Genomic DNA, 21,552 nt, shown 5'->3' with positions numbered 1-21,552 from the left:
CCCCGGACCGTTCAGTTGGCGAGCCCGCGCCAGCCGCCCTCGTCCACTCCTCCGGGGACGGCGGCACTGCGGTCGTACGGCTCCCGGGTGAAGACGAACGACCCCAGGTCGAGATGGTCCACCGTCCCGTCGGCAGAGCGCACGACCCGTAGCGTCTCCCCCGCGTAGTAGCCGTTGAGCCCCGTCCAGGTTCCGTCGGGCCGCGCCTGGAACCGGGCCGCGCGGCCGGCACCTCGCAGAGGCTGGAACTCGATCCCCCTGTCCGCGAGGAGCTTCAGCCCGAGCACCTGCGTGCCCCAGTACCAGGGCCCGGCCAGCGCCAGCAGCTCTTCGTCGAACTCGGGCAACGGGCGCCACGGCTCGGGGATCCTTGGCTCTGCCTCGGCGACGATCTGCAGGAGGTCTGCGGCAACTGTGCCGATCAGCGGGCCCGAGGTGGCGTTCGAGAGCACCACGACCGCCACGTCGTCCTCGACGCTGAACCACAGCGTGGCCAGGAACCCGGGGAGCGAACCGGTGTGACCGAGGAGCGTGCGGTCGCCGCGCCGGACGATCTGAAGACCGAGGCCGTACGTTCCTGCCCAGTCACCCGCCTCGGGAGGGGCAGCCGGAGCCCGCATCTCCTCGACCGACGAGGCACACAGCACGTGTTCGTCGCCCTGGGCCAGGAAGGCGGCGAAGCGGAGCAGGTCCGTGGTGGTCGACCAGAGCTGGCCGGCGGGCGCCATCAGTCCGAGGTCCTCGGCGGGCTCCGGCAGCATGACGTCGGCCCACGGGTGAACAGCCCAGCCGCCGGCGTGCGGGGCATGGGCCTGGGGGGTCGTGCGGCCCATCCCCAGAGGCTCCAGGATCTCGCGGCGCAACACCTCGGCCCAGGAGTCGCCACGAAGCTTCTCGACGAGTGAGCCGAGGAGTGTGTAGCCGGGGTTGGAGTAGTGGTGCCGGTGGCCCGACGGGTGGACCGATGACTTCTCACCGAGCACGTCCGCGAGCTCAGGGCGGATGTCGCCCGGTGTCCTCTCCCACCACGGAGCAGGGGTCTCGGCGGCCAGGCCCCCGCTGTGGCCCAGTAGCTGGAACACGGTCACGTGCCCCGCCTCCGTACCCGGAAGGTGCTTCTCCAGCGGGTCGTCCAGATCCAGCAGCCCTTCGTCACGTAGACGCATCACCAGCACCGCGGTGAACGTCTTCGTGAGGGAGCCGATCCTGAACTGCGTGTCGCCATCGGGGTCGTGGCCGTCCACGCAGCTACGCGCTCCGCTCCAGCCGATCTCTCCGTCCCGCTGGACCGCGGCGACCAGGGAGGGCGTCCGCCCTTCGGCCTGCGCGGTGGCGATGCGGTGCAACAGGGACCGCCGGGTGGTGGGAAGCAGAACATCGGAAGAGGTCATGCCCCAGGATGGCCCGCGCGTCCTCCCGCAGGCGAACCCATTCGGGCGACGGGCGCGACGGGGGCGACGGCGGAACCAAGGGGAGACCGCCTGCCGGCGGCGGTGCCGGCCCACGGCCGCCCTGTCGCCGGGCGGGCGAGCACCGCACCGGACCGGTTGCTCCGGCAACATGTCTCCGGTGCGTGGCCGGGTCGCCTCGGTTGTCGAACCAGCGGCATTCGACCACGCCGCTGATGTCCGTCCCCATGACGCTGATTCTGCACCGGTCGTCCATGGGGCCGGGGTGCTACAGAGAAACCGGCCAGAAGGCTCCGGCCTGGAGAGCTGCAGGCCGCCTCACCACACCTGCCAGGGGGCGACCCTGCCGTCCGCCCACGGGCGGTGCGAAGCCCGTCCCGCGGCAGCTCAGTCGAGACAGAACTCGTTGCCTTCGACGTCCTGCATGTTCAGGCACGACTCGTTCTCCTCATCGGCCAGCAGCAGTTCCCCCCGTACGGCACCGAGCGGGACCAGCCGTGCGCACTCGGCCTCGAGGGCGGCGAGGCGCTCATCGCCCACGAGCCCGGTGCCGACCCTCACGTCCAGGTGCACCCGGTTCTTGACCACCTTGCCTTCGGGAACACGCTGGAAGTACAGCCGCGGTCCCACACCTGACGGATCCATGCAGACGAACGACGAACCCTGATGCTCGGACGGCAGCGAACGGTCGAACGCCTCCCGCGTGGCAAACCCCTCCGGCGGGGGCGGCAGGACGTACCCCAGCGCCTCGCACCAGAAGCGTGCCACGCGCTCAGGTTCAGCACAGTCGAAGGTGATCTGAACCTTCTTGATCGACGTCATCGGCCCACCATAGGCGCGCGGGCAGTCGGCCGGGAAGGGTGCCAGGTGTCGTCGCCGCACGGGGCGAGGAGTGTCCCGACCGCGTCATGCTCCCCCGCCCCGGCTTCGTGTCCTTACGCCACCGAGCGGGACCAGCGGCCGCCCCCTCAGTCCTGGTCCGCGTCTTCCGGCATGTGGGGGAGCAGGGGAAACAGGCGGGGCGACCTGCGAGTCCGTCTGCTCGGGCGCCCGGTCGACGGGGCGTGCAGGGGGCGGATGCAGTCCTGCACGTCTACTCGCGATGTGCCCGTGGACGAGCACTCTCACCGCTCAGCACATCTTCCTGATCCAGCGCGCCGGGGTTCTCAGGCCGGAGCAACTGCTGGGCAACGATCTCGGAGCGGGTGAGCTCGAGCAACCGCCCCATCCAGTTTCGTCCCCGACCGTCGCGGACATCTCGCCAGAAGGGTGAGTCCGAGAGGCCCGTGTAGCTGATCCTGGCGTCCCCTGTGGAAGCGAGGACCCGGGCGAGGTCAGGGTGCTGAGTGAACTTCGCGCGGAGGATCTCGGCCATGACCGCGAGCCGAACGTCGGGCCACTCACTCCGTCGCGTTGCCTGGCCACCCAGGTCATGCGCCTCTCTGCCGGAGGCCGCCTCCCGGATTCTGGTTCTGTCAGAAGCGTCCACCGCGGACAGCGCCCAGTACGCATGCAGTACGGACGCATAGGACTCGCCGGCGAACACGATCTGTGCAGGGAAGTCGTTGCGGAGCATGAACAGCCCCGGCTGCTCGGGCCACCCCTGTGGGTAGACGGTTTCGTGCGAGATGAGAGCCGGTCGGACGGGTCCTGAAGGATCGTCGGCATACTGGATGGCTCGCCGCTCCTGCTCGCTGCGGACTCCCTGATCTCCGCGGCTGAAGTAATCCAGGGCGTCCTGATGCATCTCCGCCGTCACTACCGGGCCATCGCCGTCGACGACCTCACCAACGGTCGTGAGCAGGATCCGCAAGGGACGGTCCTGGCGGTCCACATCTCCGAGGACGTAGATCCGAAGATGCGCCGGGACCGCCAGGTATGCGGCCCGGAGAAGGGCTCGGTTGACCTCGGCCGGCTCCTGCTGAAAGCGTCGGATCGCAGCCCAGCAACGCTGCCCGGCAGTAGGTCGCTCGTTGAGTGCTTCGATGCGATCACGTCATGGGCGCACGCTATCGCCCGCGAGACGATCATGGGAGAGGCGTCCATTGCCCCCAGCGAGACCAGCGCCCCCTCGGTGCTCCCACGCGACGGTTGAACGCGGTCCACCAAGTCGAGTGGCAACGGTCCACCGAGGTTGCAGACTGCTGAACTACCCGACATTGCTGATGTATCGCTGAGGTACGGGCTCGATCGCCGAAACCAGATCGGCCTGCCAACAGGGCGACGTCAGGTCTGGGCCATGTCCACGAAGCGGGAGTAGTGGCCCTGGAACGCCACGGTGATGGTCGCCGTCGGACCGTTACGGTGCTTGGCGACGATCAGGTCCGCCTCGCCCGCCCGTGGTGACTCCTTCTCGTACGCGTCCTCGCGGTGGAGCAGGATCACCATGTCGGCGTCCTGCTCGATGGAGCCGGACTCACGGAGGTCGGAGACCATCGGCTTCTTGTCCGTGCGCTGTTCGGGACCACGGTTCAGCTGGGAGAGGGCGATGACGGGGAGCTCCAGCTCCTTGGCGAGGAGCTTGAGATTTCGGGACATGTCCGAGACCTCCTGCTGACGGCTCTCCGCCCGCTTGGCCCCGCCGGACTGCATCAACTGCAGGTAGTCGATGACCACGAGCTTGAGATCGTTGCGCTGCTTGAGGCGACGGCACTTCGCGCGGATCTCCATCATCGAGAGGTTCGGCGAATCGTCGATGTAGAGCGGAGCGGCCGAGACGTCCGGCATCCGGCGGGCGAGCCTCGTCCAGTCCTCGTCGGTCATGGTGCCGGAGCGCATGTGGTGGAGCGCCACCCGGGCCTCGGCGGACAGGAGACGCATCGCGATCTCGTTGCGCCCCATTTCCAGGGAGAAGATCACGCTCGGCAGATTGCTCTTGATCGAGCAGGCACGGGCGAAGTCCAGGGCGAGCGTGGACTTACCCATGGCCGGGCGGGCCGCGATGACGATCATCTGGCCGGGGTGCAGACCGTTGGTCAGGGAGTCGAGGTCCGTGAACCCGGTCGGCACACCCGTCATCTCACCGCTGCGGGAACCGATGGCCTCGATCTCGTCGAGGGCGCCCTCCATGATGTCGCCGAGCGGCAGGTAGTCCTCGCTGGTGCGCTGCTCCGTGACGGCGTAGATCTCGGCCTGCGCCGAGTTGACGATCTCGTCGACGTCACCGTCGGCCGCGTATCCCATCTGCGTGATCTTCGTGCCGGCCTCGACGAGCCGCCGCAGCACCGCCCGCTCGTGGACGATCTCCGCGTAGTACGAGGCGTTGGCCGCCGTCGGCACGGACTGGACCAGGGTGTGCAGATACGGCGCTCCGCCGACCTTGGTGATCTCGCCGCGCTTGACCAGTTCGGCCGCCACCGTGATCGGGTCGGCCGGCTCGCCCTTGGCGTAGAGGTCGAGGATCGCCGTGTAGACCGTCTCGTGGGCCGGGCGGTAGAAGTCGTGGCCCTTGATGATCTCGACGACGTCGGCGATGGCGTCCTTGGAGAGCAGCATGCCGCCGAGAACCGACTGCTCGGCGTCGAGATCCTGCGGAGGCACCCGTTCGAAGCCGGACGACCCACCGTCCCAGCCGCTCTCCCTGCCCCGCTCGTGCTGCTCGTCGCGCCCCTTGCCCTCACCGCGGCGCTGACGGGAAACAGGCAGACGGTCGCTGGGACCGACATCGGCCCAGGGGTCGTCCAAAGGCTCGGGAATACTCACCGGCCACCTCCTCCCGTCCGCTTCGCGGACCTAGCCGTGCCACTCTTTCTTACGGCACGGCACCGACAAACAAGACGCCCGACTCCGGTTCCGGCGCGTCAAGTTCTGCGGACTTCCAAGCCGGAACGGAGTGCGGGCGCCGCACCACGGTAGGCCGGTCCGCACCGTCAGCCAATCTGGTTATCCACAGGGCATGTGGACGACGGACCAGATGCTGTGGAGAACTCATCGGATCCTGTGCACGGACCGGGGGACAGCACTGTGGACAAACTCATACGGGGCCACCGACAGCGCGCTTGACCAGGGCTTTCTCCATCCACCGGCTGTGGGGTAGAAAAACTTTCGCCAGCAGCTCAAGATCACCGGAAACAACCTCCGCTCCTCCCTCGCCGCCGAACTGAAGTAAGGACCTCTGGCGCATTGCATCTCTTACCTGTGGAAGATTAGATTGGCCTCCATGACCCAGGCGCCCCCGGCCCAGCCACCATCCCGCCGCAGCCACGACCGCGAGATCATCGCACTCGCCGTCCCGGCCTTCGGCGCACTCGTCGCCGAGCCGCTCTTCGTCATGGTCGACAGCGCCATCGTCGGCCATCTCGGCACACCGCAACTGGCCGGCCTGGCGGTCGCCGCGGCCCTGCTGACGACCGCGGTGAGCATCTTCGTCTTCCTGGCCTACGCGACGACGGCCGCCGTCGCCCGCCAGGTCGGCGCAGGGGATCTGGCCTCAGCGATCCGCCAAGGCATGGACGGCATCTGGCTCGCCCTCCTGATCGGTGGAGCGGTCGTCGCCGTGACACTCCCCCTCGCACCGTGGCTGGTCGAGATCTTCGGCACCTCCGACACCGCGGCCCCGTACGCCACCACATATCTACGGATCTCCAGCCTGGGAATCCCCGCGATGCTCGTGGTGCTCGCCGCGACAGGAGTCCTGCGCGGACTGCAGGACACCCGGACGCCTCTCTACGTCGCCATCGGCGGATTCGCGGCCAACGGCGCCCTCAATGTCGGGCTCGTCTACGGTGCCGGCCTGGGGATCGCTGGATCCGCATGGGGAACCGTCATCGCCCAGGTGGGCATGGCGCTGGCCTATCTGATCGTCGTGGTCCGTGGCTCCCGTCGGCACCGAGCATCGCTGCGCCCCGACTTCGCGGGTATCCGGGCCAGTGCCCAGGCAGGCGTGCCCCTGCTGGTCCGCACGCTTTCCCTGAGGGCCGTGCTCATGATCGCGACAGCCGTCGCCGCACGCCTCGGCGACACCGGCATCGCGGCACACCAGGTCATCCTGTCGCTCTGGAGCCTCACGGCCTTCGCGCTCGATGCGATCGCCATCGCGGGCCAGGCCATCATCGGCCGCTATCTGGGGGCGAACGATGTCCAGGGAGCCCATGAGGCATGCCGAAGGATGGTCCAGTGGGGAATCGTCTCCGGGGTGGTCCTCGGAGGGCTGATCGTGCTCGCCAGGCCGCTCTTCGTCCCGCTGTTCACCAGCGATACGTCCGTACAGGACACTCTGCTGCCGGCCCTGTTGGTCGTCGCGCTCTCCCAGCCGATCTCCGGTGTGGTCTTCGTGCTCGACGGGGTGCTGATGGGCGCCGGGGACGGCCGCTATCTCGCCTGGGCCATGGTCCTGACCCTGGCCGTCTTCGCCCCGGCCGCTCTCCTCGTCCCCCACTTCGGAGGGGGCCTCACCGCTCTCTGGGGGGCGATGACGCTGATGATGACCGTCCGGCTGGCGACCCTGTGGCTACGCACGCGGTCCGGTCGGTGGATCGTGACGGGAGCCACGCGCTGAAACCCCTGGAAGGGCGAAACCGGGTGGTGCCCGCCCCGTTTCACGTGAAACGGGGCGGGCACCACCCGGTTTCGCGGAAACGACGAAGGGCCGCACCCAAGGGGTGCGGCCCTTCACCTAGCCCTGATGAGCTGTGCCCTTAGGCAGCAACGACCTCGATACCGAGCTTCGCGGCAACCTCGGGGTGCAGACGGACGGACACCTGGTATCCGCCCAGCGTCTTGATCGGCGAGCCGAGCTCGACGCGACGCTTGTCGACGTCCGGACCACCGGCGGACTTGATCGCCGAGGCGATGTCTGCCGGGGTGACGGAACCGAAGAGGCGGCCGGCGTCGCCGGAGCGAACAGCCAGACGAACCTTGACGGCCTCGAGCTTGGCCTTGATCTCGTTGGCCTGCTCGATCGTCGCGATCTCGTGGATCTTGCGGGCGCGGCGGATCTGCGCCACGTCCTTCTCGCCACCCTTGGTCCAGCGAATGGCGAAGCCACGCGGAACCAGGTAGTTACGGGCGTACCCGTCCTTGACGTCCACGACGTCGCCGGCGGCACCGAGGCCAGTGACCTCGTGGGTGAGGATGATCTTCATGATTCGGTCACCCTTCCCTTATCGCGCGGTGGACGTGTAGGGCAGCAGCGCCATCTCACGGCTGTTCTTGACAGCCGTGGCGACGTCACGCTGGTGCTGCGTGCAGTTGCCGGTGACGCGGCGGGCACGGATCTTGCCGCGGTCGGAAATGAACTTCCGCAGCATGTTCGTGTCCTTGTAGTCCACGTACTGGGTCTTGTCCTTGCAGAACGCGCAGACCTTCTTCTTAGGCTTGCGCACAGGCGGCTTCGCCATGGTGTTTCTCCTGTGTGATCAAGAAGTGGGGGTACGAGCAGCCCTAGAAGGGCGGCTCGTCCGAGTAGCCGCCGCCGGAGCCGCCGGAACCGCCGGAGCTTCCGCCCCAGCCGCCCCCGCCGCCCTGCTGGCCCCCGCCCTGCTGGCCGCTGGCCGGAGCATTGGTGGCCCACGGGTCGTCGGCGGGAGCACCGCCGCCACCCTGCTGGCCACCGCCACCGGGACCGCCGCCCCAGTTGCCGCCGCCCTGCTGGCCACCGCCGTATCCACCCTGGCCGCCGCCCTGGCCACCGCGACCCGTGGTCTTGGTGACCTTGGCCGTGGCGTTCTTCAGGCTGGGGCCGACTTCCTCGACGTCCAGCTCGTAGACCGTGCGCTTGACGCCCTCACGGTCCTCGTAGGACCGCTGCTTCAGCCGGCCCTGCACGACGACGCGCATGCCTCGCTGAAGCGACTCCGCGACGTTCTCCGCCGCCTGACGCCAGACCGAGCAGGTGAGGAACAGGCCTTCGCCGTCCTTCCACTCATTGGTCTGCCGGTCGAAGATGCGGGGAGTGGACGCGACACGGAACTTCGCGACCGCCGCACCGGACGGGGTGAAGCGCAGCTCGGGGTCGTCGACGAGATTGCCGACGACCGTGATGACGGTCTCGCCTGCCATGGGTGAACCTCTCGGCGGGGATTGCTTCTGGCTGCTTGCTACTCGAACCCGATGACCACTGAGCTAGATGCTCAGTGGGTCTCGGGACGGAGGACCTTGGTCCGGAGGACCGACTCGTTCAGGTTCATCTGTCGGTCGAGCTCCTTGACGACCGCAGGCTCGGCCTGCAGGTCGATGACCGAGTAGATGCCCTCAGGCTTCTTCTTGATCTCGTAAGAGAGACGACGACGGCCCCAGGTGTCGACCTTCTCGACCTTTCCGTTGCCCTCACGGACGACGGAAAGGAAGTTCTCGATCAGCGGGGAGACTGCTCGCTCCTCGAGATCGGGGTCGAGGATGACCATCACCTCGTAGTGACGCATGTGGAACCCACCTCCTTTGGACTCAGCGGCCACGGTCGTTCCGTGGCAGGAGGGTCGTGATGCGTAAAGCAACAGTGTCTCCGAGTAAAACAGCCGCCACTGACAAGGCCCGTCTTCGAGAGTCGAGGGGGGCCGCAGTGCTGGCTCAGGGCAGACACCGGTGCAGACCGTACAGAGTACCCGCAGAGGGGCTTCCGGTTGAAATCCGGTGTTCAGGGCGCACAATCAAGACAGATGCGGTGTGAGAGGCGCTACATTGCACCGCCCTTCCGCCAGGAGGTACTCCATGGCACAGACAGTCCGCCCTGCCGGCAGCCGGCCGGCGCCCAGCCGGATCGCGAATGCCCGGCCGGCCACCGGATCCCTCTTCGCGACGGACGGCAGGCCCCATCCGCTCCAGGAAGCGCTGATGGTGGTGACCGGGGTTCTCGGCGTCCTCGCGTTCGTGACGGCGATGTTCCACAACCTGCACCTGATCAGCTCGTGGGCCGGGCTGATCGGAATCCTGACCGGTCTCTACGGGCAGTTCATCTCCAGGACCACGTGGGAACGGTTCGCCTTGATCATGGGGCTCGGCGCATCCGCTGTCGGCTTCTATCTCGGCATGGCGCACGGCGGCCTCTTCGGTGGCGTCGTCACCTGACCGGCTGAGCACTGCCCGACGAGGCCGACCTCCCCGGGCAGTGCTCAGCAAAGCGATCCGGCGCGGGTGGCGCCCGGTCCGGTCCGGACGGGCCAGACCGGGCGCCCCTCGGTCACAGTAGGCTTCGGCGCGAGAGCCGGAGCCCCTGACCGATGGGGACACACCTGCCGAGGAGCGCCCCGCATGAGCCTGACCCTGAGGACCATCAGCCGAGAACAGCATCTGGCGTACATCCAGAGCCTGCCCTCGGCCAGTCACTGCCAGGTCCCGGCGTGGGCTGACGTGAAGACCGAATGGCGCTCGGAGAACCTGGGATGGTTCGACAAGAACGGCGAGATGGTCGGCGCCGGGCTGGTGCTGTACCGCCAGCTGCCGAAGATCAAGCGCTATCTCGCGTACCTCCCCGAGGGCCCGGTCATCAACTGGTACGCCCCGAATCTGGACGAGTGGCTCCAGCCGATGCTCGCCCACCTGAAGCAGCAGGGCGCCTTCTCGGTGAAGATGGGCCCCCCCGTCGTCATCCGCCGCTGGGACTCGGCCGCCATCAAGTCGGGCATCCAGGATCCTGATGTGAAGCGGCTGCGTGACGTCGAGGCCAGCCACATCGAGCCGCGCGCCTTCGAGGTCTCCGACCGGTTGCGCAAGATGGGCTGGCAGCAGGGCGAGGACGGCGGCGCCGGCTTCGGCGACGTCCAGCCCCGCTATGTCTTCCAGGTCCCACTGGCCAACCGCTCGCTCGAGGACGTGCTCAAGGGCTTCAACCAGCTCTGGCGGCGCAACATCAAGAAGGCCGACAAGGCCGGTGTCGAGGTGGTCCAGGGCGGCTACGAGGACCTCGCCGAGTGGCAGCGGCTGTACGAGATCACCGCCGTGCGTGACCACTTCCGCCCGCGCCCGCTCTCATACTTCCAGCGGATGTGGTCGGTGCTCAACTCCGAGGACCCCAACCGCATGCGGCTGTACTTCGCACGCCACAACGGGGTGAACCTCTCCGCTGCCACGATGCTCGTCGTCGGCGGACACGTCTGGTACTCCTACGGCGCCTCGGACAACATCGGCCGCGAGGTCCGCCCCTCCAACGCCATGCAGTGGCGGATGCTCCGCGACTCGTACGCGATGGGCGCGACCGTCTACGACCTGCGCGGCATCAGCGACTCGCTGGACGAGACCGACCACCTCTTCGGCCTGATCCAGTTCAAGGTCGGCACCGGCGGCGAAGCCGTCGAGTACGTCGGCGAGTGGGACTTCCCCCTCAACAAGCTGCTGCACAAGGCGCTCGATATGTACATGTCGCGCCGCTGACCGCATCCCGACCACCATCCATCAGCTCCTCTCCTCTCACTCCTTACACCGCAGCCACCAGAAAGGTTCCGGGCCGGCCATGGCGCTCTCCCTCTACGTCGACACCGCGCGCTGGCGGGCGCACCAGAAGTCCGTCCTGGACCAGTTCCCCGGTCTCGTCCCCGTCTGCAAGGGCAACGGATACGGCTTCGGCCACGAGCGGCTGGCCGATGAGGCGATCCGCTTCGGATCCGACACCCTGGCCGTCGGGACCACGTACGAGGCCGCGCGGATCAAGGACTGGTTCAGCGGCGACCTGCTGGTGCTCACGCCCTTCCGCCGGGGCGAGGAGCCGGTGCCGCTCCCCGACCGCGTCATCCGTTCCGTCTCGTCGGTCGACGGTGTGCACGCCCTGGTCGGTGCTCGCGTGGTCATCGAGTGCATGAGCTCGATGAAGCGCCACGGTGTGAAGGAGGAGGAGCTCGGCCAGCTGCACGCGGCCATCGAGGACGTACGCCTCGAAGGCTTCGCACTGCATCTGCCGCTCGACCGTACGGACGGTTCGGACGCGGTCGAGGAGGTCATCACCTGGATGGACCGGCTGCGCGCCGCCCGGCTGCCCCTGCACACGATGTTCGTCAGCCACCTCCGGGCCGAGGAGTTGGCCCGCCTGCGGCAGCAGTTCCCGCAGACGCGCTTCCGCGCGCGTATCGGCACGCGGCTCTGGCTCGGCGACCACGAGGCGACGGAGTACCGCGGTGCGGTGCTCGACGTCACGCGGGTCGTCAAGGGTGACCGGTTCGGCTACCGCCAGCAGAAGGCGGCGTCCGACGGCTGGCTGGTGGTCGTCGCCGGCGGGACCTCCCACGGTGTCGGCCTCGAGGCGCCGAAGGCCCTGCACGGGGTGATGCCGCGTGCCAAGGGTGTCGCACGTGCCGGGCTGGCCACGGTCAACCGCAACCTGTCGCCGTTCGTCTGGGCGGGCAAGCAGCGCTGGTTCGCCGAGCCGCCGCACATGCAGGTCTCGATCCTCTTCGTGCCCTCGGACGCCCAGGAGCCGAAGGTCGGCGACGAACTGGTGGCCCATCTGCGCCACACGACCACCCAGTTCGACCGTCTCGTGGACCGGTAGACCCGGCCCCGCTCAGTCCGAGGCCGCCCGGCCGGCGGTTCCCCACTCCACCCGCGGTCCTTCGACCGCGGGTGCCGAGTGCCGGGAGGGACGGTCGTGCACCTGCGCCAGTGCCGTCCGGTCCGGCGCCCCGTCGAGCACCCCGCCCGACGGATCGTCGGACCCGTCGAGCCGTACGGGGTCCCGATCGGGCCTCAGGACGTCCCTGACGACCACCGCGCACAGGTAGAGCGTTCCCAGCAGGTGCAGGGCGACCGCGACCTGGTAGCCGTCCTGCGGCAGCCCCTGGTGCTTGTCGCCACTCGTCGTGTAGGCGAGGTAGAACCAGATACCCAGGAAGTACGTGACCTCGCAGGCCTGCCAGACGAGGAAGTCCCGCCAGCGGGGCCTGGCCAGCGCGGCGAGCGGGATCAGCCAGAGCACGTACTGCGGTGAGTAGACCTTGTTCGTCAGGATGAAGGCGGCCACCACGAGGAACGCCAGCTGGGCGAAGCGTGGCCGGTGCCGCGCGGTCAGTGCCAGACCGGCGATCCCCGCGCAGAGCACGATCATCAGCAGGACCGAGGCCGTGTTCACCGTGGCCACGTCGATGGGCCGCCCGGTGCGCTGGGTGATGATCAGCCAGAACGAGCCGTAGTCGATCTGCCGCTCCTGACTGAAGGTGTAGAACTTCTTCCATCCCTCCGGGGCGTACACCATCACCGGAAGGTTGACCAGCAGCCAGGCAGCCGCCGCGCCGAGGACCGCCACCCCGTACGCCCGCCACTTCCCTGCCCGCCAGCACAGCACCAGCAGAGGGCCGAGGAGCAGCACGGGATAGAGCTTGGCGGCGGTCGCCAGGCCGATGAGGATGCCGAAGGCGAGGTTCCTGCCGCGGGACCACATGAGCATCGCCGCGGCTGTCAGTGCGACGGCGAGCAGATCCCAGTTGATCGTCGCGGTGAGCGCGAAGGCCGGGGCGAGCGCGACCAGCAGACCGTCCCAGGGGCGGCGCCGGTGGGTGCGGGCGACACAGACGGCGAGGATCACGGCGCAGACCATGAGCATGCCCGCGTTGACCATCCAGTACATCTGCTCGCGCTGCTGCATCGGGTCCGAGGTGGGCGTCAGCGTCAGCCAGGACGCGACCTGCATGAAGAGGCCCGTCAGGACGGGGTACTCCAGGTACGACATGTCGCCGCTGAGCCGGTCGGCGTAGGGCACGAGCCCGTCGGCGAAACCACGGCCGACGTAGAGGTGCGGGATGTCGGAGTAGCACGCGTGCGTGTACTGCGAGCCGGCGCCGCGGAACCACGCCCAGTCGTAGCAGGGGATCTTCTGCACCATGCCCAGCGCGAACATCCCGACGGCCACCAGGGCGATGACGCGGACCGGCGTGAGCGGCCCCGTTCCGAACCGCGCCCATCGGCCGGCGGGCCCGCCGATCAGCTCGCTGCCCGCCGCTGCGATCTCGTCCTGTCGTGTGGGCGGTACGACGGACGGCTCCTGGTGCACGTTCGTGTCTTCTGCGCTTGGCATGCCGCACATCCTGCCGTACGGCGCTGTGTGCGGGGCGTGGCCCACGGGCCCGCACGACGAGGGCCGCCGGCACCTGGCAGGTGCGGCGGCCCTCGTCATCTGTCTCCGGCCGGCCGCCGAGGGGATTCCCGGAGGGCGGCGACGGCTTCCTCGGCGGTGCTACCCGCCGCCGAAGATCCCGCCGCGACCGTTGTTGTTGCCTTCATTCGTGCCGTCCGTCGTTCCTTCGGACGTCCCGGTGTCCGTACCGCCGTCCGTGGTCCCGGCGTCCGTACCGCCGTCGGTGGACCCGTCCGTGGTTCCTCCGTTGCCGTTGCCGTCGGTGGCCCCGCCGTTCTGGTCGTTCCGGCACTCCCAGTCGAGCGGCTGGCACGTCTCGCTCGGCGTGGGGGTCGGGGAGGAGGGGGTGGGAGGCGGCGTCGTCGGCGTCTCGCTGGATTCCGAGGGCGACGGCTTCGGACTCGGCGTCGGGCTGGGGCTGACGGCGCCCCCGCCGAAGACCGTGTCTCCGTACGGTTCCGGCTTCGGGAAGTTGACGACCTTCGAGCCCTTGACCGCCTCGGCCATGTAGTCGTGCCAGATCTTCGCGGGGAACGAGGCACCGTGGATGGACTCCTCGTCGCCGGTGCCGTACATCTCCAGGAACTTGCGGTCCTTGTTCTTCTCGTCGTCGTCCATGCGGAACATGCTGACCGCGGTGGACAGCTGCGGGGTGTAGCCGACGAACCACGCCGACTTGTTGCCGTCCGTGGTGCCCGTCTTGCCGGCCACATCACGTCCGGGGAGCTGGGCGGGCGTACCCGTCCCGTGCTCGACGACGTTCTTCAGCACATCGGTGACGTTGTCCGCGACGACGCTCGGGAAGGCGGGCTTCGTCTCCGTGTCGTGCTGGTAGATGACCGCCCCGTCGTGCTTGACCTCGGTGACCGAGAAGGGCTCCCGCTGCTTACCGCTGGTGGCGAAGGTGGCGTACGAACCGGCCATCCGGATGGCACTCGGCGAGGACGTTCCGATGGAGAACGAGGGAACCTTCGAATTGGCCATGTACTTGTCGTCGCGCAGACCCGCGGCGAGGGCCGCCTGCTTCACCTTGTCGGTGCCGACATCCATGCCGAGCTGGACGTACGGGGAGTTGGCGGACTGCTGCATGGCGTACCGGAGGCTGATGTCGCCGTAGCTGTGGTCCCCGTCGTTGGTCTGGAGCCACTCCTTGCCGTCGTCGTTCTGCCAGACGGTGCCGTCGTATTTGTTGATCTTCAGCTTGTTGTCGCCGTTGTAGATGCTCTTCGGCGAGACGGGCGTACGCTCCGACTCGCCCTGATCAGGTCCCAGTTCGGGGTTGCGCCTCCCGTACTGCATCGCCGCTGCCAGCACGAACGGTTTGAACGTCGAGCCGACCTGAGCGCCCGTCGCGTCCGCGTTGTTGGTGTAGTGCTGGGTGGCGTCCTGGCCGCCGTAGGTGGCGACGATGGCGCCCGTCTTGGTGTCCACCGACGCGCCGCCGAACTGGACGTGCGTGTCCTTGTCAGGACGCTTCTCCGGGTCGATCTTGGCCTTGTAGATCTTGTTGACCGACTTCTCGAGGCTCTCGACCTTCTTCTTCTCGAAGGTCGTGTGGATCTCGTAGCCGCCCCGTGCCAGTTCCTTCTCGGTGACGCCCTCCTCGTTGTGCGCGAGGAAGTACTTGGTCGCCAGGTCGACCAGGTAGCCGGTCTGGCCGCCCAGCTTGGCGTCCTTCTTCGGCTGCATCGGCATGGGGAACGTGTCGAACGTGGCCCGCTTGGCCGCGCTCAGTGTGCCGTCCTTGACCTCTTCGTCGAGGATCCAGGACCAGCGCGCCTTGGCTCGCTCGGTGTTCGCCTCGGCGCTGGCCTTCACGGAGTCGACCTCAGGGGCGCCCGCGGGGTCGTAGTAGCTCGCACCCTTGAGCAGCGTCGCGAGGAAGGCGCACTCGCTCGCGTCGAGGTCCGTGGCGTCCTTGTTGTAGTACGCGCGTGCCGCCGCCTGGAGTCCCGAGGCACCCCGGCCGTAGTAGGAGACGTTGAGGTACCCCTCCATGACCTTCTGCTTGGTCACCGTCTCGCCGACCTTGAGCGTGATGAAGAGTTCCTTGAACTTCCGGCTCAGTGTCTGGTCCTGGGAGAGCATGGAGTTCTTCACGTACTGCTGGGTGATCGTCGAACCGCCCTGGGTCTCGCCTCCCTTGGCCATGTTCCAGAAGGCGCGGGCGATACCCATCGGGTCGATGCCCCGGTCCGTCTCGAACGACTTGTTCTCGGCCGAGATGACGGCGTTGCGCATCGCGGGGGGAATCTGGGCGTACTCGATCTCCTGGCGGTTGACGGAACCACCGGTGGCGACCATCTGGGTGTCGTCGGCCCAGTAGTAGACGTTGTTCTGCGCGGTGGCGAGCTTGTTGACCTCAGGCGGCACCACCAGCGCGTACGCGAGGCCGGCCGCACCCATCATGAGGCCCAGGAAACCCAGGCACAGGCCGGAGACCAGCTTCCACGACGGGACCCAGCGGCGGAAGCCGTACTTACCGGCCCGCGGGTAGTCGATGAAGCGCTTCTTCCCGGAGTCAGCGCGAGACCGGCCGCGGCCCTCGTGGCCGCCGCTGTCGTCACCTCCCCGACGTCGGCTCCCGCCGCCGCGCTGGGCGGCTCGACGTGCCTCGGCGCGGCCGCCGTACGACGGCTCCTCACCGTGCGCTGCGGAAGGTGATTCTTGCGTTGCTCTGCGTGGCGCGTCGGTGCGACGTCCAGCAGGCTGTTGGGCGGCTCGTCTGGCCGCTGCGCGCCCGCCACCTTGCGGTTGCGGCGCTTTGCGACGGTGCTCGCTCATCGAACGACTACTCCTCGGGCAGGCGAGAGCGCCTGGAAGCGGCAGTTGAGATCCGGTCCCCCCGAATTACGGACAAGCCCTGCGGAAGGCTCACCCGCGATTCATCCGGCAGTCCGCGATTACTGACGCGCGGTGGCGCCTCGCGGTTCCCGGTGGTCTGCATGCCGCACAGACTACGCACGGTCAAAAACCTCCGGGGACCGAACTTCACCCCAAATTACGCAAGTCGCTCCCTATGAATCGGGAGTGTGACGCCGCTCACGAAACGTCCTCTTGTCGAACATCACGAGTCGATCTATCGTGCTGATGTATCGAGTCGATACATCAGCACGGCACAAGGTGGGCCCATCGGCCCGCGGAAGCACCCAGGCGAAGGAGGAGGCGAAGGTGAGCAGACGCTCCGGCATCCTCGAATTCGCCGTACTCGGCCTGCTCCGCGAGTCCCCTATGCACGGGTACGAGCTGCGCAAGCGCCTGAACACGTCGCTGGGGATCTTCCGCGCCTTCAGCTACGGCACCCTCTACCCCTGCCTCAAGACGCTGGTCGCCAGCGGCTGGTTGATCGAGGAACCGGGAAGCGTCCCGGCTCTGCCGCCTGCCACCAGTCGCGGGGTCGCTCCCGCTTCCTCGCTGGCAGGACGCCGGGCCAAGATCGTCTACCGGTTGACGGCAGAAGGTAAGGAGCACTTCGAGGAGCTGCTCTCGCACACCGGTCCCGACGCCTGGGAGGACGAGCACTTCGCTGCTCGATTCGCCTTCTTCGGGCAGACGGAGCGCGAGGTGCGGATGCGCGTACTCGAAGGGCGCCGCAGCAGGCTGGAGGAGCGTCTCGAGAAGATGCGCGCCTCTCTCGCCCGCACCCGCGAACGACTCGACGACTACACGCTTGAGCTGCAGCGACACGGCATGGAGTCCGTGGAGCGCGAAGTGCGCTGGCTGAACGAGCTCATCGAGAGCGAGCGGTCGGGACGGGACCAGCGACGGTCCACGCCCGAGAGCTCCACTCAGCAGGACACATCAGGAGAGACGGGCGGCCTGCCCCGGCACCGGGATGACACCCGGCCGGATCCGTCCGACGACACCAAGTGACACCCCCGAAGATCCGTAAGGCGTCATCGGGGAACACCGAGAACACAGGGAGCAATCGGCATGGGTTCGGTTCGCGTAGCCATCGTCGGCGTGGGCAACTGCGCCGCCTCGCTGGTGCAAGGCGTCGAGTACTACAAGGACGCCGATCCGGCCGGCAAGGTGCCCGGTCTGATGCACGTCCAGTTCGGCGAGTACCACGTGAGTGACGTCGAGTTCGTCGCCGCCTTCGACGTCGACGCGAAGAAGGTCGGCCTCGACCTCGCGGACGCCATCGGCGCCAGCGAGAACAACACCATCAAGATCGCCGACGTGCCGAACACGGGCGTGACCGTGCAGCGCGGCCACACCCACGACGGCCTGGGCAAGTACTACCGCGAGACGATCGAGGAGTCCGCCGACGCCCCCGTCGACGTCGTCCAGACCCTCAAGGACAAGCAGGTCGACGTCCTCGTCTGCTACCTGCCCGTCGGTTCCGAGGTGGCTGCGAAGTTCTACGCGCAGTGCGCCATCGACGCCAAGGTCGCCTTCGTGAACGCCCTCCCGGTGTTCATCGCCGGCACCAAGGAGTGGGCCGACAAGTTCACCGAGGCCGGTGTCCCGATCGTCGGCGACGACATCAAGTCGCAGGTCGGAGCCACCATCACGCACCGCGTGATGGCGAAGCTCTTCGAGGACCGGGGCGTCATCCTGGACCGCACGATGCAGCTGAACGTCGGCGGCAACATGGACTTCAAGAACATGCTCGAGCGTGAGCGCCTGGAGTCCAAGAAGATCTCGAAGACGCAGGCCGTCACCTCGCAGATCCGTGACCGCGAGCTCGGTGCGGACAACGTCCACATCGGCCCCTCGGACTACGTGGCCTGGCTGGACGACCGCAAGTGGGCGTACGTGCGCCTCGAGGGCCGTGCCTTCGGTGACGTTCCGCTGAACCTGGAGTACAAGCTCGAGGTCTGGGACTCCCCGAACTCCGCGGGTGTCATCATCGACGCGGTGCGCGCTGCGAAGATCGCCAAGGACCGCGGCATCGGCGGCCCGATCCTCTCGGCCTCCTCGTACTTCATGAAGTCCCCGCCGGTCCAGTACTTCGACGACGAGGCCCGGGAGAACGTCGAGAAGTTCATCAGCGGCGACGTCGAGCGCTGACCCGGCCGGTCACCGCACCACCGACGCTTCTCCATGTGGGGGGTCCCGGGCAATCCGCCCGGAGGCCCCCCACGTGTGTGACCCTTGCACACATGCCTGTCGTGCGTGATCTGGGCGTACTCCTGCGCCTTCGGAACTTCCGTCGCCTGCTCGCCGTACGACTTCTCTCGCAGTCGGCCGACGGCGTCTACCAGGTCGCGCTCGCCACCTACGTCGTCTTCTCACCCGAGAACCAGACGACGCCGGGAGCCATCGCCTCGGCCATGGCCGTGCTGCTTCTCCCGTACTCGCTGATCGGCCCGTTCGCGGGAGTCCTCCTCGACCGCTGGCCCCGCCGCCAGGTCTTCCTGTACGGAAACCTGCTGCGCGCCGCGCTGGCGTGCTGCACGGCCGTGCTGCTCCTGAGTTCCGTTCCGGACTGGCTGTTCTACGCCTCAGCCCTCTGCGTCACCGCCGTCAACCGTTTCGTGCTGGCAGGGCTGTCGGCTGCGCTGCCTCGCGTCGTCGACACCGAACGTCTCGTCGTCGCCAACTCCCTCTCGCCGACGGCCGGCACGCTGGCCGCCACCGCGGGTGGGGGCCTCGCCCTGGCCATCAGCCTCCTGACGGGCGGATCCGATGCCTCGGTGGTCCTCCTGGGCGCGGTCCTCTACCTTCTCTCGGCACTGGTCTCCCTGACGCTTCCCCGCACCCTCCTCGGACCGGATCGCGGGCTGCACCACGTGCCACTGCGGGAGGCACTCAGCACGACCTCCCGGGGGCTCGTCGCGGGGTTGCGCCATCTGGCCGAGCGGAGGGACGCGGCACACGCGCTCGCCGCCATAACGGTGCTCCGCTTCTGCTACGGAGCACTGACCGTGATGGTGCTGATGCTCTGCCGCTACGCCTGGTCCGACGGCGAGTCCGACGGCTTGGCCCTCCTCGGCCTCGCACTCGGCGCCTCGGCCGCAGGGTTCTTCGCGGCCGCCGTGCTGTCCCCCTGGGCAGTCGGACGCTTCGGCCGGTACGGCTGGCTGGCGGGCTGCGCCGGAGCAGCGGCCTTCCTGGAACCCGCACTGGGTCTTCCGTTCGCCCCTGCACCGATGCTGGCGGCGGCCTTCGTGCTGGGACTCGTGACCCAGGGAGCGAAGATCGCGACGGATACCGAGGTGCAGACCTCCGTGGACGACGCCTACCGCGGCCGGGTCTTCTCTCTCTACGACGTGTTGTTCAACGTCGCCTTCGTCGCCGCCGCAGCCATGTCCGCCCTCGTGCTTCCCGCTGACGGACGGTCCGTCGTCGTCGTCATCACCCTGGCGGTGCTCTACGCCCTCGTCTCGGTCGCCATGCTCCGCCGGCGACATGTGAGCCTCGCACTCCAGCGCGCTCGCATCAAGGAATGAGGGGCACTGTTTCACGTGAAACAACGCCACTCTCCGTCTGTCCGGGAACCGTCCCACCGAGGGCGCCCACCCTGTTTCACGTGAAACAGGGTGGGCGCGTCAGCGACCGACGTCGCGTGGAGCCTGCTGCGACGCCCTCAGCCCTGCGCCGCCCACCAGTCCTTGAGAGCAGCGACCGCGACCTCACGCTCCATCGGGCCGTTCTCGAGCCGCAACTCCAGAAGGAACGCGTAGGCCTTGCCGATCACGGGCCCGGGTCCGACACCCAGGGTCTGCATGATCTCGTTGCCGTCCAGGTCGGGCCGGATCGCCTCCAGCTCCTCCTGCTCCTGCAATTGAGCGATGCGCTCCTCGAGACCGTCGTACGTGCGCGACAGGGCATTCGCCTTGCGCTTGTTCCGCGTCGTGCAGTCGGAGCGCGTCAGCTTGTGAAGGCGGTCCAGCAGAGGCCCCGCGTCCCTCACGTACCTGCGCACAGCCGAATCGGTCCATTCGCCGTCGCCGTATCCGTGGAAGCGCAGGTGCAACTCCACCAGCTTCGAGACGTCCTTGACCATCTCGTTGGAGTACTTGAGCTCGGTCATGCGCTTCCTGGCCATCTTGGCTCCGACCACCTCGTGGTGGTGGAACGAGACCCTGCCGTCCTTCTCGAAGCGCCGCGTCCTCGGCTTCCCGACGTCGTGGAGCAGGGCCGCGAGGCGCAGCACGAGGTCGGCGCCGTCCTCCTCCAGATCGATGGCCTGCTCCAGGACCGTCAGGGAGTGCTCGTAGACGTCCTTGTGACGGTGATGCTCGTCACTTTCCAGGCGCAGCGCGGGAAGCTCGGGCAGCACCCGGTCGGCGAGGCCGGTGTCCACGAGGAGCCCCAGCCCCTTACGGGGGTGACCGGAGAGGAGCAGTTTGTTGAGTTCCTCACGGACCCGCTCGGCCGAGACGATCTCGATGCGTTCCGCCATGTCCGTCATGGCCTTGACGACGTCGGGAGCGACCTCGAAGTCCAGCTGTGCGGCGAAGCGGGCGGCACGCAGCATGCGCAGCGGGTCGTCGGAGAAGGACGCCTCGGGCGTTCCCGGCGTGCGCAGTACACGCTGGGCGAGGTCGTCGAGCCCGCCGTGCGGATCGATGAACTCCTTCTGCGGCAGCGCGACCGCCATCGCGTTGACCGTGAAGTCGCGGCGCACGAGGTCGTCCTCGATCGAGTCTCCGTACGAGACCTCAGGCTTGCGCGAGGTCCTGTCGTACGCCTCGGACCGATAGGTCGTGACCTCGATCTGGTAGCCGTCCTTCTGCGAGCCGACGGTGCCGAACGCGATCCCGACCTCCCAGACCGAGTCGGCCCAAGGGCGGACGATCTTGAGCACGTCCTCCGGGCGCGCATCGGTCGTGAAGTCCAGATCGTTCCCGAGCCTTCCGAGCAACGCGTCGCGGACCGACCCACCGACCAGGGCGAGACCGAATCCGGCCTCCTGGAATCGCCGGGCGAGGTCGTCGGCGACGGGGGACACCCGCAGCAGTTCACTGACTGCGCGGTGCTGCACCTGGCTCAGTGCACGGGGGCTGTCTTCGTTGGCGTTCGACACAACAGAAAAGGGTACGTGCCCGGACCGGCCCGGGCGTCATCGATTCTTGCGGCCCTGCGAGACTCTCCCGATCATGTGGCACGGTCCCCGGCACTCAGCCCTCGGGCGCATCGTTACCATGCGGGGACGCAGAGACCGGCAGGACCGGCACCAGCTGACGACGACGAGGG

General features: G+C 67.9%; 18 protein-coding genes. 7 read left to right on the top strand and 11 right to left on the bottom strand.

Translation table 11 applies throughout. The annotated features are described in order from the left end of the window. Positions 1-11: 11 nt before the first annotated feature. The 4 genes from B9S57_RS32215 to dnaB form a co-directional block, all read right to left on the bottom strand. Positions 12-1,391: a serine hydrolase gene (locus B9S57_RS32215; protein ID WP_103760688.1), complete on the bottom strand. Its 1,380-nt coding sequence runs from the start codon at positions 1,389-1,391 to the stop codon at positions 12-14. Between the two features lie 405 nt (positions 1,392-1,796). Beyond that, complete coding sequence (locus tag B9S57_RS32210) at positions 1,797-2,231, bottom strand: VOC family protein (RefSeq protein ID WP_103760687.1); 435 nt, start codon at positions 2,229-2,231, stop codon at positions 1,797-1,799. Between the two features lie 271 nt (positions 2,232-2,502). Further along, on the bottom strand, positions 2,503-3,222 hold the full coding sequence (locus B9S57_RS32205; protein WP_258036728.1) for an NADAR family protein: 720 nt from the start codon (positions 3,220-3,222) through the stop codon (positions 2,503-2,505). A 413-nt stretch (positions 3,223-3,635) separates the two neighbouring features. Continuing rightward, a complete protein-coding gene (gene dnaB, locus B9S57_RS32200; protein WP_181011555.1) occupies positions 3,636-5,093 on the bottom strand; it encodes a replicative DNA helicase in 1,458 nt (485 codons plus the stop codon). Between the two features lie 475 nt (positions 5,094-5,568). On the opposite strand from dnaB, the gene B9S57_RS32195 reads away from it, so the two are divergent. Then, positions 5,569-6,906, top strand: coding sequence for an MATE family efflux transporter (locus B9S57_RS32195; RefSeq protein ID WP_103760684.1), 1,338 nt, complete (start codon positions 5,569-5,571; stop codon positions 6,904-6,906). Between the two features lie 139 nt (positions 6,907-7,045). Here the strand turns inward: B9S57_RS32195 and rplI are convergent, their stop codons facing one another. The 4 genes from rplI to rpsF all read right to left on the bottom strand — a co-directional run bounded on the left by rplI (position 7,046) and on the right by rpsF (position 8,770). Then, complete coding sequence (rplI, locus tag B9S57_RS32190; protein WP_028441692.1) at positions 7,046-7,492, bottom strand: 50S ribosomal protein L9; 447 nt, start codon at positions 7,490-7,492, stop codon at positions 7,046-7,048. An 18-nt stretch (positions 7,493-7,510) separates the two neighbouring features. Further along, complete coding sequence (gene rpsR, locus B9S57_RS32185; RefSeq protein WP_003967857.1) at positions 7,511-7,747, bottom strand: 30S ribosomal protein S18; 237 nt, start codon at positions 7,745-7,747, stop codon at positions 7,511-7,513. Between the two features lie 43 nt (positions 7,748-7,790). Further along, entirely contained in the window at positions 7,791-8,408 is a 618-nt protein-coding gene (locus B9S57_RS32180) for a single-stranded DNA-binding protein (RefSeq protein WP_103760683.1), read from the bottom strand. Between the two features lie 71 nt (positions 8,409-8,479). Then, the gene (gene rpsF / locus B9S57_RS32175; protein WP_006604399.1) at positions 8,480-8,770 is read right to left on the bottom strand and encodes a 30S ribosomal protein S6; all 291 of its coding nucleotides are present in this window, start codon (positions 8,768-8,770) and stop codon (positions 8,480-8,482) included. A gap of 286 nt (positions 8,771-9,056) precedes the next feature. Between rpsF and B9S57_RS32170 the strand changes: the two genes are divergently transcribed. The 3 genes from B9S57_RS32170 (at position 9,057) to B9S57_RS32160 (ending at position 11,826) form a co-directional block, all read left to right on the top strand. Further along, positions 9,057-9,413 (top strand): hypothetical protein, encoded by a 357-nt coding sequence (locus tag B9S57_RS32170; protein ID WP_103760682.1) that lies wholly within the window; start codon positions 9,057-9,059, stop codon positions 9,411-9,413. A 183-nt stretch (positions 9,414-9,596) separates the two neighbouring features. After that, positions 9,597-10,715: a peptidoglycan bridge formation glycyltransferase FemA/FemB family protein gene (locus B9S57_RS32165; protein ID WP_033296787.1), complete on the top strand. Its 1,119-nt coding sequence runs from the start codon at positions 9,597-9,599 to the stop codon at positions 10,713-10,715. A 79-nt stretch (positions 10,716-10,794) separates the two neighbouring features. Then, the gene (locus tag B9S57_RS32160; protein WP_103760681.1) at positions 10,795-11,826 is read left to right on the top strand and encodes an alanine racemase; all 1,032 of its coding nucleotides are present in this window, start codon (positions 10,795-10,797) and stop codon (positions 11,824-11,826) included. 12 nt (positions 11,827-11,838) lie between these two features. Here B9S57_RS32160 and B9S57_RS32155 read toward each other — a convergent pair whose 3' ends face one another. Then, entirely contained in the window at positions 11,839-13,344 is a 1,506-nt protein-coding gene (locus B9S57_RS32155) for a glycosyltransferase family 87 protein (protein ID WP_103760680.1), read from the bottom strand. Positions 13,345-13,503: 159 nt separating this feature from the next. Further along, on the bottom strand, positions 13,504-16,188 hold the full coding sequence (locus B9S57_RS32150; RefSeq protein ID WP_103760679.1) for a transglycosylase domain-containing protein: 2,685 nt from the start codon (positions 16,186-16,188) through the stop codon (positions 13,504-13,506). 387 nt (positions 16,189-16,575) lie between these two features. Here B9S57_RS32150 and B9S57_RS32145 point away from each other — a divergent pair, with 387 nt between their 5' ends. The 3 genes from B9S57_RS32145 (at position 16,576) to B9S57_RS32135 (ending at position 19,802) form a co-directional block, all read left to right on the top strand. After that, entirely contained in the window at positions 16,576-17,277 is a 702-nt protein-coding gene (locus tag B9S57_RS32145; protein ID WP_103760678.1) for a PadR family transcriptional regulator, read from the top strand. 60 nt (positions 17,278-17,337) lie between these two features. Then, entirely contained in the window at positions 17,338-18,420 is a 1,083-nt protein-coding gene (locus tag B9S57_RS32140; protein ID WP_103760677.1) for an inositol-3-phosphate synthase, read from the top strand. 92 nt (positions 18,421-18,512) lie between these two features. Further along, complete coding sequence (locus tag B9S57_RS32135) at positions 18,513-19,802, top strand: MFS transporter (protein WP_103760676.1); 1,290 nt, start codon at positions 18,513-18,515, stop codon at positions 19,800-19,802. 137 nt (positions 19,803-19,939) lie between these two features. Here the strand turns inward: B9S57_RS32135 and B9S57_RS32130 are convergent, their stop codons facing one another. Next, positions 19,940-21,382 carry a CCA tRNA nucleotidyltransferase gene (locus B9S57_RS32130; protein WP_103760675.1) on the bottom strand — a complete coding sequence of 481 codons (1,443 nt, stop codon included), beginning with the start codon at positions 21,380-21,382 and terminating at the stop codon, positions 19,940-19,942. Between the last annotated feature and the right edge of the window lie 170 nt (positions 21,383-21,552).

The sequence above is a fragment of the Streptomyces sp. SM10 genome (assembly GCF_002910915.1).
Taxonomy (GTDB): domain Bacteria; phylum Actinomycetota; class Actinomycetes; order Streptomycetales; family Streptomycetaceae; genus Streptomyces.
This window is presented reverse-complemented; position numbering and strand designations above follow the sequence as displayed.